This window comes from Exiguobacterium sp. s83 (assembly GCF_018617095.1).
Lineage (GTDB): Bacteria > Bacillota > Bacilli > Exiguobacteriales > Exiguobacteriaceae > Exiguobacterium > Exiguobacterium profundum.
In genome coordinates this window covers 150,904-164,118 of record NZ_JACSJP010000001.1, presented here as the reverse complement: position 1 = coordinate 164,118, position 13,215 = coordinate 150,904, and the positions used below count along the sequence as shown (strand labels likewise).

The 13,215-nt window shown below is 45.6% G+C and carries 12 protein-coding genes; 6 read left to right on the top strand and 6 right to left on the bottom strand.

Annotation, left to right across the window (positions count from 1 at the left end; genetic code table 11):
* Positions 1–71: 71 nt before the first annotated feature.
* Genes KNO73_RS00860 through KNO73_RS00845 form a run of 4 tightly spaced genes read left to right on the top strand, consistent with a single transcriptional unit; the run spans position 72 to position 4,153 of the window.
* Entirely contained in the window at positions 72–1,460 is a 1,389-nt protein-coding gene (locus tag KNO73_RS00860; protein ID WP_215111918.1) for a DNA phosphorothioation system restriction enzyme, read from the top strand.
* Positions 1,461–1,480: 20 nt separating this feature from the next.
* Positions 1,481–1,669: a hypothetical protein gene (locus KNO73_RS00855; RefSeq protein ID WP_041917995.1), complete on the top strand. Its 189-nt coding sequence runs from the start codon at positions 1,481–1,483 to the stop codon at positions 1,667–1,669.
* Position 1,670: 1 nt separating this feature from the next.
* Positions 1,671–3,689 (top strand): AAA family ATPase, encoded by a 2,019-nt coding sequence (locus KNO73_RS00850; protein ID WP_215111917.1) that lies wholly within the window; start codon positions 1,671–1,673, stop codon positions 3,687–3,689.
* Positions 3,689–4,153, top strand: a complete 465-nt coding sequence (locus KNO73_RS00845; protein WP_015881057.1) for a hypothetical protein — start codon at positions 3,689–3,691, stop codon at positions 4,151–4,153. The genes KNO73_RS00850 and KNO73_RS00845 overlap by 1 nt, the downstream gene beginning before the upstream one ends.
* A gap of 44 nt (positions 4,154–4,197) precedes the next feature.
* Here KNO73_RS00845 and KNO73_RS00840 read toward each other — a convergent pair whose 3' ends face one another.
* Together KNO73_RS00840 and KNO73_RS00835 are read right to left on the bottom strand one after the other, a co-directional pair.
* Positions 4,198–4,518 carry a nucleoside triphosphate pyrophosphohydrolase gene (locus KNO73_RS00840; RefSeq protein ID WP_215111916.1) on the bottom strand — a complete coding sequence of 107 codons (321 nt, stop codon included), beginning with the start codon at positions 4,516–4,518 and terminating at the stop codon, positions 4,198–4,200.
* Positions 4,519–4,530: 12 nt separating this feature from the next.
* Positions 4,531–4,734, bottom strand: a complete 204-nt coding sequence (locus KNO73_RS00835; RefSeq protein ID WP_214691182.1) for a hypothetical protein — start codon at positions 4,732–4,734, stop codon at positions 4,531–4,533.
* 152 nt (positions 4,735–4,886) lie between these two features.
* Between KNO73_RS00835 and KNO73_RS00830 the strand changes: the two genes are divergently transcribed.
* Positions 4,887–5,579 carry an ABC transporter ATP-binding protein gene (locus KNO73_RS00830; RefSeq protein WP_215111915.1) on the top strand — a complete coding sequence of 231 codons (693 nt, stop codon included), beginning with the start codon at positions 4,887–4,889 and terminating at the stop codon, positions 5,577–5,579.
* Positions 5,572–8,796, top strand: coding sequence for an FtsX-like permease family protein (locus tag KNO73_RS00825; RefSeq protein WP_215111914.1), 3,225 nt, complete (start codon positions 5,572–5,574; stop codon positions 8,794–8,796). Before KNO73_RS00830 ends, KNO73_RS00825 begins: the two co-directional genes overlap by 8 nt.
* A gap of 40 nt (positions 8,797–8,836) precedes the next feature.
* Here KNO73_RS00825 and KNO73_RS00820 read toward each other — a convergent pair whose 3' ends face one another.
* From KNO73_RS00820 to KNO73_RS00805, 4 genes are all read right to left on the bottom strand, one after another.
* Positions 8,837–9,301, bottom strand: a complete 465-nt coding sequence (locus tag KNO73_RS00820) for a hypothetical protein (RefSeq protein WP_215111913.1) — start codon at positions 9,299–9,301, stop codon at positions 8,837–8,839.
* Between the two features lie 33 nt (positions 9,302–9,334).
* Positions 9,335–10,168 (bottom strand): EcsC family protein, encoded by an 834-nt coding sequence (locus KNO73_RS00815; RefSeq protein WP_215111912.1) that lies wholly within the window; start codon positions 10,166–10,168, stop codon positions 9,335–9,337.
* A 255-nt stretch (positions 10,169–10,423) separates the two neighbouring features.
* Positions 10,424–10,834, bottom strand: a complete 411-nt coding sequence (locus tag KNO73_RS00810; protein WP_031421322.1) for a DUF350 domain-containing protein — start codon at positions 10,832–10,834, stop codon at positions 10,424–10,426.
* 12 nt (positions 10,835–10,846) lie between these two features.
* The gene (locus KNO73_RS00805) at positions 10,847–13,201 is read right to left on the bottom strand and encodes an endonuclease MutS2 (RefSeq protein ID WP_215111911.1); all 2,355 of its coding nucleotides are present in this window, start codon (positions 13,199–13,201) and stop codon (positions 10,847–10,849) included.
* Between the last annotated feature and the right edge of the window lie 14 nt (positions 13,202–13,215).

Sequence of the window (13,215 nt, the reverse complement as noted above, 5' to 3'; positions counted from 1 at the left end):
CTTTATTATATCTATAATAAGGGTATATGGTAGGTTTTACCTACTCCTATATATGATAAAGGAGCTATTATATGGATTCAAGAATTCTATTCCCTTCTTTACCAAAATGGTTCACTCCACGAGACTATCAATTGGAAGCTATACAAAAGTGGTCTGAAAACGACTACCGCGGTTTACTAGAGATGGCTACGGGTACTGGAAAAACATTAACCGCTCTCACAGCCATAACAAAACGGCATGAAGAAACGAATCGGTTAGCAATCATCATTTTATGTCCTTATCAACATTTAGTAGATCAATGGGCGAAGGATGCTGAATCCTTTGGGATGAATCCAGTTCTATGCTATGGTTCAAAATCTCAATGGACATCAATTCTATCTGGAAAAATCACTCAATATAATTTTAAAATACAAAATTTTATATGTGTAATTACTACGAATAGCACATTTAAAAATGTTCATTTTCAAGCTCAACTTAATCGAATTACGGATGGCGGAATGATTGTTGCCGATGAGGCGCATAATTTAGGTACAAAGCAATCGCTTCAATCGCTTCCTACAGCTTTTAAAAATCGATTAGCACTTAGTGCAACTCCAATTCGACACCATGATGGTAGCGGAACTGAACAGTTATTAAATTATTTTGGTGGGTCAATATATAAGTTTACTTTGGAAGAAGCGATTAAAAAAGGGTTTTTAACAAAGTATTATTACTACCCACACCTAGTCTCCCTTACAGAAGATGAACTGGAAATTTATCATGAGCTTACGAATAAAATTTCAAAATTAGTTAATCTATCTGAGCAACAATCAATTGAATCGACCGGAAGTACTACTGGGCTACTTGAAATGTTGTTAATTAAGCGCGCTCGATTAATTAATTCAGCTAAGCAAAAAGATATTTTGTTAAAGAAACAACTGAGTATGCAAGAAACTCTTGACCACACTATAGTGTATTGCGGAGACCATTCTATAGAGGACCAACGTCATGTAGATCATATTACACAATTTTTAAACGAAGATTTGAACATATCAGCGAAAACTTTTACCTCAACTGAATCGAAAGAACTTCGACAGATTCTGTTAAAGGAGTTTTCAGAGAACGCGATTCAAGCGCTTGTTGCTATCCGATGTCTAGATGAAGGAGTAGATGTTCCTTCTGCTGAGACTGCTTATATTTTGGCTAGCACAACCAATCCAAAAGAGTTCATTCAACGTCGTGGACGAATTTTACGTAAACATCCTGGAAAAGAATATGCGTATATTCATGATTACATTGTCATTCCACGTCCTTTGACAGAAATTGATTTACTAACTGACAAAGAATTTAATATTGAACGCCGGTTATTGATGAATGAGTTAAAAAGGGTAAATGAGTTCGCATCAATATCTGAAAATCATTACCAAGCACTACAAGTTTTAAATCCTATAAAAGAGGCATTTAATCTAGTCGATCTATAACCAATTGAGAGGTGAACATGATGAGTCAAAACCATTCAAACAGCGAAAATGATGTATATGCACTGTTAAGCGAGTTATCCGAAACAGAACAACAAATTCTACAAAATATCATTCGCTTAGAAAAAGATTATTTAGATAAAGAAGGTTCATTCACTGCTGCGCAATTACCTGATGAATTTTCTAAATTAATCAAAAAGGAGTTTATCTGACATGATTCTCAAGCAAGTAATCATTGAAAACTTCCGTCAATATTATGGGCAGAATACGATTGAATTTGCACACGGATCAAGCAAAAATGTTACTGTCATCCACGGTGAAAATGGAAGCGGTAAAACAGCATTACTTACAGCTTTGATTTGGGGATTTTATGGACGAGAACTTAAATTACCGAATCCTGAGTCTATTTTTAATAATAAAGCTGTTCAAGAAAATACAAACAATAAAAATGACTTAATCACAGCGGTACAAATTAAATTTGAACATAACGATTATGAATACGAACTACGTCGTATGTTATACGCGAAGTTTGATTCTGAGCACAATATTCTTAATTTGCCAAAGAATAAAACAATCAATCAAAAAGTTGAATTGACTAAACGGAATGTAGCTACAAATCAATCTACTAAAATTAGAGATATCTCATTCGAAATTAATCGCATTTTACCGTATAAATTGCATACGTTCTTCTTCTTTGACGGTGAACGAATGGACCATTTAGGAAAGAAAGAAGCTTATTCGGAAATTCGTGATTCCATTAAGAGAATGATGGGATTGGAGTTATTCGATAACTCTATTGAACATTTAAGTAAAACTATAATTAAACTTCGCGACGAAGTATCTAAAAATGTAAAAAGTGAATTGAGCGACAAGTACTTGCGCATAAATCAACTTGAAGATGAAAAAATAAAGAAGAAACAGCAACTTACTGAAACAAGACAAGAACTTTCGGCTGCCCAAAGTGAATTGAAAAGTATTGAAAATGCTTTACGTAACGGTGAAGAAACGAGAACCTTTCAAGTCACACGTGATCACTTAGTTGAGTCAATTAAAGAAACGAAAAATGCATTTGATGAGAAATTAAATGAGTTGAGAATCCTACTTTCCCGCTCAAGTCACTTAGCTTTTTCAACCTTACCAATGAAAAGATTCCAGCGCATTGCATCTACAAATGACCAGGATTCAATTGAAAAATTGATTCATCCTGATTTGATTCCTTCTTTAATGTCGAAAGGGAAATGTTTGTGTGGACAAGAACTTGAGACAACATCAATTGCATCATTAGAAAAAGTTCAGCAAGAGGTCTTAAATTTATCGAGTTCAAAAAATGAAATGGATCAACTTTATTTCCGCTTAAGTGGTTGGGAAGTTGCTAGAACCCATTTTTACACAGAAATGAGACGACTCGTTAGTGAACGTGAAGAATTGAGAGAAAACCTTAGAGGATTGGAAGACGAGTTACGAGAAATTGAGGAACGTATGAAAGCAAGTTCACGCAATATCGAAAATTCATCCAATTTAATCGAGAGAGAATCCTCGATTCGAACTGCAATCGTTAAAGCAGAGGCTGCTATAGAAAGTTTACTTCGATCAATTGAGGAAATTTCAAAAGAAGAAGAGTTATTAAATAAAGAGGTCAGTAAACTGACTAAAGCAGAAGAAAGACAATTAAAACTTCAACTTGCTCTAGAGTCTGCTACGAAAGTGAAAAACACTTTGATTGGGCTTTTAAAGCTCAGAGAATCCCAAGTAAAAACCGAATTAGAAGAAAAAATCAAACTAACCTATTCTCAGTTATTACGAAAAGACTATCCAATCTCACTTACTGATAATTACGAACTTCTCGTTTCAGATGTAAACGGAGGAAGTATTGGTTTATCTCAGGGAGAATCACAGATTACAAGTCTTGCTTTCATCGGTGCTATAGTAGATTTAACTAGGGAGTACAAAGACAGAGAAAAAGGTCACGCGTTAGATGAAGATTTAAAACTCGGAAATATTTTTCCACTTGTAATGGATTCTCCGTTTGGAGCACTCGATGCAGACCATCGTTCTCGCGTTGCAATAAATTTACCAAAATTATCAGATCAAATTGTTGTGATTGTATCTACTTCACAATGGCGTGGAGAAGTGGATGAAGCCATTAATCATCGGATTGGAAAATCATATAAATTACTCAACCATACAAATGAAGGCACTGGGGAATATACGGAAATTATGGAGGTAATGTAATGGCAAAGCGTTCCGTGCGTCGAGATAGTACACAAGATCATATGTATACAGCGTTAAAAGAAGACGCTCAACTTTTTGAAACCTATAAAGATGCTTTCATGGCAGCATTATTGTTCGGTTATAGCAATGAACGAAGAAAAAAAGTAAAACCCGGTCCTGAAATTTTACTTGGCATTTTTTCAGAACAAGATTTGCAATTCATGAAATTGATCATGCATTTAGAAAATACATTTGAACGTTTTTCAATCGAAAATGATTCTGAGGATGAGTCAGATGTGACACTCGAGAACTATGATATTATCGAGGAATACGCTGCTGGCGGATTAGATGCTCTTTATCAAGAGTTAGAAATGTTCTTAACCGACCCTGAGTCGGCGCAAAATGCTTACTTAGATTTAATGCTTAAATATGAACAAAAAGAATTCAATACCGAAGATTTAATCAATGAACTTCCATTTAATTAATAAAAATTGCCTACAAATTCTCACTCATTTGTAGGCGATTTTTATTAATCCAATACCTCTTCCAAAAACAGACCTTTCTCAAATCCGCCCTTTTGCTCACGTTTCTTTGCTCGAATCGATTCCATTTCTTCGAATGAGGCACCGTGCATCTTACCAAGAGCATACGCTAGTTCTAAAATATCAACCAATTCTTCCAAACATTCTTCGTCAATATTGGCATCTTCATATTCTTTTAACTCTTCATAGAGCTTTAATCTCGCCTGCTCAAACTTCTCAGCTTGATTCAAGTGTTTAACGATCACTCGTTTCCCCTCTGCCTGAATTAAATCAGGCACACGATCACGCACCAGCTTATTATATTTCACTTTCGATACCTCCTACTCCACCACCTCAAACGCCTTCACATACGCCACATGATCCAACATCACAATCAACTCGTCCTCAAATTGTACGAATCCATCGCTCGCATGCCGAAATGATTGGAAAATCGACTCCAATGCCTCATATCGTGTATCAGCTTCCACCATATACGTCAGCACTTCTTCGTTGATTAAATGGAATTCAATTTCGAATGATTTCATCTTCTCTCCTCCTCACTCTTCTATACCCGTTCCCCATTTGAAAAAAATACAGCTATACATTGGAATCTTTTTCCTATAATCTAAAATAGTCAGAATATTACGTACTCTTACATATTTTCACTAAATATTAGTTAAAGGAGAGATTTCACGATATGGCCTATCACTTCACATGCGAACACTTAACAAAACGATTTGATACGGGTGACGTCAAAACGGTCGCCTTACAGGACATTAACCTCCGCTTCGAACACGGGGATTTCATCTCCATTATCGGACCATCTGGGTCTGGAAAGTCGACGCTCCTCAGTCTGATCGGTACACTCGACCGTCCGACCGAGGGTACCTTGCTCTTCAACGATGAACCGATCTCGACGCTCTCTGCGAAACAACTCGCGGACTTCCGATTCGAGAATATCGGTTTCATCTTCCAACAGTTCCACATCATCCCGACGTTGACGGCGCTTGAGAACGTCATGTCCCCGCTCTTCGGGCGAAAAGTCGATTACGACGTTCACGAACGTGCACTCGAACTGTTGAAAGAGGTCGGTCTCGCTGACAAGGTCGATTCATTACCGTCCCAACTGTCAGGTGGTCAGCAACAGCGCGTTGCCGTCGCCCGCGCCCTCATCCACCGTCCGAAATGGCTCCTCGCTGATGAGCCGACTGGGAACTTAGATACTCACACGGGTGACGTCATCTTTGACCTATTGATCCGCTTGAATCGTGAGAACGGATGTGGCGTCCTCTTCGTCACCCATGACCCGGAACTCGCCGACCGTGCCAACCGAAAAATCGAGATGCGCGACGGGCAGGTCGTCGCCATGAGCGACGTCCATCATGCTTAAGTTCATTTGGAATTCATGGTGGCGGAATAAGGAACGATTCATCCTGCTCATGGTCGGGATGCTCATCGTCAGTACCGGGCTCAGCTATCTTCTCGGCGTGACGCAGGCGAATAACGGGACGGTCGTCAACGAGCTACAGAAACGTTGGGACTCGTCTTATCACATCGTCGTGCGTCCAGAAGGCAGCCGCAGCGTGACCGAGGACTTGAACCTGCTCGAACCGAACTATATGAGCGGACTCGAAGGCGGGATCACACGCGAACAATACGAGACGATTCAACAGATTGCCGACATCGATGTCGCAGCTCCAATCGCGATGATTGGGTCGACTTACTCGAGCTCGTTCACGCAAACGCACACGTTTGATAAAGCGGGTCTCTATCGCCTTAAGATGAATACGCTCATCGATACGGGCATTGAAAAAATTAATGACTTCCAAGACTTGAAAGCCTACTTTTGGGTCGGCTGGATGCCAAACGGTGATTCCACTCACATCGGCATCGGCCCGACCGCCCTATATGAAGAATTCCCACTCAGTTACGGAAGTGATGTCATGCTCGCCGGGATTGACCCGGTTGCCGAAGCGAAACTCGTCGGGTTAGACGATGCCGTACAAGCGACAGCGTTCAGTCGTTACTTCAATGAAGAGGATGTCCCAGAGCCTTACGACGAAGACATCACGACGATCCCGATTTTGATGAGTACTAAAGACTACGTCGATGCCTCGATCAACTACACCATCGAAGAAGTCGATGCCGATACGAGCGACCAAGAAGCCTTTATTAAAACCTATCTCGAGAAAGGGAAAGGGGAATATCTAGATAGCTTGAAAGGGACGAAAGTCGCCTCATACGACTTTACAGCCCAACAAATGCACGACAATATTACGAAACACATTTTAGAAGGAACACCACAGCCACAAGACCCTCGTGTCACGGTTGACTACACTTGGCTTTCCGAGAAGGCATCTCCACTCGTCTATGAAGGCGTGACGAGCCCGTTCCCGAAACGTTGGCCGTATTCGTATCAAATCAAACCGTTCCTCGCTGAGGGTCAAGTGAAGTATGGGCAAGAAAGTATGTATCGTAAGTCCAATTTATACGCGGAAGACCTCAACGATGTACCGAAAGTAAGATATAACTACATCGGACTATTCGACCCATCGAAACTGAAGTTGTCAAAAGATCCGTTGACGGAACTCCCGATGGAGACGTATTTCCCGGCAAGCGCCGAATGGGTCATGAACTCGAAGGATGAGCCGGTCAACCCACCGACGACCGTCAAACCGACGAATAACCCGTATAGCTTCTTGACGAAGCCACCTTCGATGTTGACGACACTCGATGCAGCGTTCGCCATTGCCGGTGACAAGGCCATCTCGGCCATTCGCGTCAATGTGAAAGGCGTGGACGTCATGAACGAAGAGAGCGAAGCGAAGCTCCAAGCGGTCGCGAAGGAGATTGAAGACAAGACCGGTCTCATCACCGATGTCACGCTCGGCTCGTCTCCACAATACGCCGTCACCTATCTCCCTGGTTTAAAAGGAGAAAGTTCGCTCGGTTGGATTCAGCAGCCATGGATTAAAATCGGGTCGTCAATCACGATTTTCCAGGAAGCGAAACTCGGCTTCTCCGGTGTCGTCGCGAGTGTCATCCTCGTCGCGATGCTGTACGTATTCAGCTCGAACATCATCATGCTGTACGCTCGGAAGAAAGAGTTCGCCATCCTCTTGTCGCTCGGTTGGCGGCCGAGTCAGCTGTCGAAACTGTTATTCTTAGAAGCCACGATCCTTGGGTCGATGGTCGCGCTCATCTCGTGGATGATTCTCGGGACGTTCCTTTGGACGGCAGCTGGCTCGACATCGATTACCCGTATCTTATTGATTGGACTCGCCGGTCTCTTGATTTACTGGCTCGGGACACTCATCCCGATTCGACTCGTCCGTCGCATCAAGCCATATGAAACGATGCAGTCTGGTGAAGTCTCAAAAGGACGACGCCTCGGCCGCTCGCGCTCAAGCGTCGGTATGAGTTTGAACCAACTCGTGACGTATTGGCCACGGACGTTGTTGTCGATTCTCGCCATCGCCTTACCGACGAGTCTGTTCGGCTTCTTCTTGTTCGTCACGTTCCGTCTCCAAGGTGTCTTGTACACGACGTGGATCGGGGAGTTCGTGGCACTTGAAGTCGGGACGATGCATTACGTTGCCATGGGGGTCGCCTTACTCATTGCGATGCTGACGACGACCGAGATCATGTGGCAAAACGTATCCGAGCGCAAGCCGCAACTCGCCGTTTTAAAAGCGCTCGGTTGGCAGAACACGTCCATCCGTCGTCTCGTCTTGACGGAAGGTGCGTTGACCGGGTTCTTCGCCGGACTACTCGGCGTGACGTTCACCATCATCATCGTCACGATCATGTATCAACAGTTCCCGACGTCAGAGCTACCATTCTTGTTTGCGACCATCCTCATCCCGGTCGTGACAGGGGTCTTAGGTGCACTGCTTCCTGCTGAACGTGCGGTCCGCATCACCCCGGCTGAAGCAATCGGTGGGCATGTCGTCAACCAAAAACAAGTCGAGAAACGATTCCGCTTCGTCCTCGGGACGACGGCGACGGCACTCGTCGTTGGGATCATCAGCTTGTTCGTCTTTACGTCACCAGAAGTCAAGCCGGTCACGGAAGAGGCGAAAGCGACACCAGCCCCGACCGCACAGACGACGGGTGCGAAACAGGCCGACTTGAAAGACACGAAACCGAAAGAAGCCAAAGCCACCACACCGAAAGAAGATGACCTTCAAAAAATCATGAACCTCGGCACGTTCCAAACGTTTATTGGAGATCCACAAATGAAAAAACGTGAATTCCAAGTGGGTAAACCTGTGTACGCTTCTCCGGATGGGACCGAACCGGAAGATGGTAAGCGATTCGTCAGCCTACCGATTTCGTTGTACGTTGAACCGGATCAGTATGAGGGCACTATGGATTATCGTCCAAACGGCTTCCGCTTGTACACGTCAGACGGCACAGAATACAGTCCGGTCGACACGGTCAACCACAACAAAAAAGCATTTAGAGGTGGATTCATTTACACACCAGGCGAGAAATCCGAAATTGATTTAGTCTTCCTCGTCCCAGAGAAAGCGAAGACGCTCGTCTTGTATGCGTCAAGCGGCGCCATGCCGAAAGTGTATACCGTCAAAATTGACGTGCCGTAAACGAAACAACGTCGCCCCGGAGTCGAGGCGACGTTGTTTTTCATTCGGCTTCTTTCACGATTTCAACACGTACTCCTGTGTCCCCGACTTTTCCTAGGTTTTCTACGGTCGGGTCTTCATACGCCAACACATGAAACTCCTGCTCGATCGTACGGATGACATAATGCGCGAGCGCGCCACGGTTACGGTTCACCGGATGAATCGCCATCCGTTCACTGGCGAATGACATCAGGCGTGATGCGGACAGTTTTACAATCGGATGCTCGTTCCATAATCCGTCTTCTTTCATTCCGTGCTCTTCTTGTGTCCCTAAAAAGACGGCGTACTGTTCGAAGCGAATTCGGATGCGGTCGCGATTAGCGTCCCATGTGAGGAGCATCGTCGGATTCGCCGCTCCATAAAATGTCCACTCTAACGGGTAATACGCCTCATTCTTCATCTGAAACGATTCCATGTCGAGTACGTAGCGCTCGGTCGACATCAAGTAGTGTAAGTCTAGTTTCATGAATAATCCCCTCCTAGAACATACGATATCTCCTTATATGACTCCCCCGTCATTACGTGATTCCTCATCAATTTCTACAAATTCTGCTTCGATGATTTCAAGATTTTCACGCTTGACTGTTTCCACACTTTCAATAAACTCCGCTTCCGTCATGTTGACTCCTTCTTCAAGCGCATGCATGAGACGATTGCCCATCTTCGTCATCGATGAGTACGTGATCCCTCCTGAGATGACACCACCTGCGAGTGGAATCATCTTCGAGATCCCTTTGGCGAACGTGTCTTTCGTCATCTTCACCCCGATCATCGCCGACATTTTCTTGATGATTGGATAGTACACCGTTTTCGTCAGCGCTTTGTTCGGGATTTTTTTCAAAGCTTCTTTCGATAATTGTGCGGACAATGCCTTGATGGTAGCCGTCGCACCGCCCACTCCGAACATGACACCTAAAAAGAGAATTAATTCTCCATTCACCCGTTCGACATCTAATTCTCCATCTTCCCAAAAGTCATCGTACCCATATAAATACCCAATTTCTTGCGCTAAACGGAGGGCGAAACCGAAGAATTGCGCCGTATCGGCCGGAATCGTTGCGGCGAGACCGATGCCTCCAGGTAGGCCGGCTGCAAACGATGCACTCGAACTTTTCATCGTCTGATTAGTAATATTTCGCTTCGCCACTTTTTTGATGACTGAGAGAGGGACGTTCGCTTCAAGCGGTCCCTTCTCGACAACCTCTGCCAACTGAGTCGCTGGCACGTACTTACTGAAACTTTGGGCTAAAAATTCTTTTCGATCTACTTTCACTCCAGGCAATTTCACTGCATTCGTCATCAAGACTTCAAACACTTCTGACCCGTTCGCCATGACCTACACCTCAACCTTCTTATGTATCTCGTTCCATAATCTAGTTTCAGTATATCGATTTCCTCACACGAATTGTAAAAAAATTTCCTTTCACCCATATATTTTATATTCAAGGTCCCTGAAATCAAAAAAAGGGAGCATCCAAACGGATTCTCCCTCTTCCCTCAATAAAAGATATACCATAGTGCCGCTGCCACTAAGAACAGCCCGGCCCCGATGAACAAGATCTTTGCCAATCGTTCGTATACCATGTCTTCACCTCACCAATGCCGCGCCGACGACGAGGGAGACCCCAATCGACAGCAAGAATGCCAACAACCCGACGGCGATATTCCCTTGTTGAATCTCATCGTTCACCTTCAGTGTCGGTGTCAAAAATTCAAACAACCAGTATGTCGCGAGGAGCAAAATGAATCCAAAACCACCCCCGACGAAGATGTCGATTGTGCTATCATGATGGCTCTCGACGACCCGGAAGATGTTGGCGAGACCGACAATCTTCCCGCCTGTCGCCAAGGCGACGGCAATATTTCCTTTTTGAATCTCACGCCAGTTACTGTACGGCGTTGTCACCTCGAAGATGGCAAGACCGACGACAATCATCAGTCCCGCCATCGAATAGAGGCCGAACGACTCCAGCATAACGGCAAACGTAATCGTACCCATTCCCGACTCCCCTTACTTCAGTTCGACGACCGTGACACCGAGTCCACCTTCGCCCATTCCTCCCGGGCGCTGGCTCTTCACGTGACGATGTCCTTTTAAAAATTCTTGTGTCGCCTGACGCATCGCTCCGGTACCTAATCCGTGGATGATGCGGACGTTGTCATAGCCCGACACGAGTGCTTCATCGATATACTTGTCTAGACGCATGAGTCCCTCTTCGACACGAACGCCACGGAGGTCGAGCTCGGACTTCGTCGAGCTCTGACGTTTGAGCGAGCTCCCTTTCGACTGAAGCGACTTCTCTTTCGATGGACCGATCTTCTGAAGGTCGTCCGCTTTGACGTTCACTTTCATGATGCCAACTTGGACGTTATACTCATTGTCGTTGATTTGTTTCACGATGTAGCCTTTTTGATTGAACGTCGTCACTTTCACTTCTTCGCCCTTACTGAACGTACGTTTCTGCTGGGCTTTTTGTTTCACTTTTTGAATCTTTTTCTCTTGAAGCGTCGGTTTTGCCGATTCGAGCTCTTTCTTCGCCGCGATAATCTCGTGCTCTTTGACGATTCCTTGCTCACGTAGCTTCTTCAAGCGGTCGATGACTTCGTTCGCTTGACGCTTCGCCTGTTCGACGGCCTTCTCGGCTTTCGCCTCGGCCGCTCTATACAAGTTGTCGCGTTCGCGCTCAAATTCGGTCATCTTCGCTTCGAATTCGGCCTGCTCTTCTTCAAAGTCATAGCGCTTGACGATGAGCTCTTGCTCGAGCTGCTCGGCGCGTTGCTTCGCTGCTTCAAGCTCATTGATCATCGATTCGACTGACTCGGCATCACTACCGACGTGGCTACGTGCCTTGTCGATGACTTGCTCAGACAGTCCGAGACGACGACTGATCTCGAAGGCGTTCGAGCGACCCGGTACGCCAATCAAGAGACGGTACGTCGGGCTGAGCGATTCGATATCAAACTCCATCGAGGCGTTCATGACACCTTCGCGGTTATAAGCGTATGCCTTCAGTTCCGAGTAGTGTGTCGTCGCAGCGACACGTGCCCCGCGGCGTTTCACTTCATCTAAGATGGCGATGGCAAGGGCAGCCCCTTCTTGTGGATCCGTCCCTGCACCGAGCTCATCGAAGAGGACGAGTGACATGAAGTCGATTTTGTCGAGCATGCCGACGATGTTTGTCATATGCGAGCTGAACGTCGAGAGACTCTGTTCAATCGATTGCTCATCCCCGATATCGGCATAGACCGCGTCAAACACGGAAAGCTCTGTCCCGAACTCTGCCGGCACGTAGAGACCTGATTGCACCATCAATTGAAGGAGTCCAATCGTTTTCAACGTGACGGTTTTCCCGCCGGTGTTTGGTCCGGTGATGACGAGTGACGTGTAGTCTTCTCCGAGCTCGACTGTGATCGGTACGACCTCATCTTTCGGGATGAACGGATGACGTGCCTGTTTCAACTTGATTTCTCGATTGTCGTTCAACTTTGGCTCGGTCGCTTTCATCTCTTGTCCGTATGCGACTTTCGCAAAGATAAAGTCGAGTTCGGCCAACACGTCGAGGTTCGTCATGATGGCATCATGGACCCCACCGACCTCGTTCGAGAGAGCACTTAAAATCCGTTCGATTTCAGCACGTTCTTTCAGACGAACTTCTTGAATCTCGTTATTGATGGAGACGATGGCCTGCGGCTCAATGAAGAGTGTCTGACCAGAAGCCGACTGGTCATGGACGATTCCACCGAACGCTTGACGGTACTCTTGTTTGACCGGTACAACATAGCGATCGTTCCGGATTGTGACGATGGCGTCCGAGAGCATCTTCGCATTGTTGCGGAGGATGTTGTCGATACGTGACCGGACACTCCCTTCAAAGCTCCGGAGCTGTGTCCGAAGTCCACGGAGTTGTGGACTCGCGGAATCTTGGACAGTCCCTTGGTCGTCAATCGCATGACGAATCGCCTGTTCGACCTCGATGAGCTTCGTCAACTTGTCCGCATACTCGTCAAGACGTGGAATGCGAATCTCTTCGTTATCCTCGTGAAGCTTCTCGAAGAAGTTCTTTACTTGGCGTCCGCCATACATGACGGCAGCGACGGCGAGCAATTCGCTCGTCGAGAGGACCGAGCCGATTGCGGCCCGTTTCACTTCCGCACGGACATCCGTAAGCCCACCGAGTGGCAGACGGTCACGGAGACGAACGACCTCGGTCGCCTCTTTCGTCACGTTCAAATTCGAGAGCACCCGGTCGTATGAGTAGTCAGGTTGCATCTTCAGCGCCAAATCTTTTCCGAGCGAGCTCGCCGCGTGACCGGCAAGCTGTTGGCGCAATTTTTCATATTCTAATACGCGTAACGCGTGGTCCATCTAGCATGTTCCTT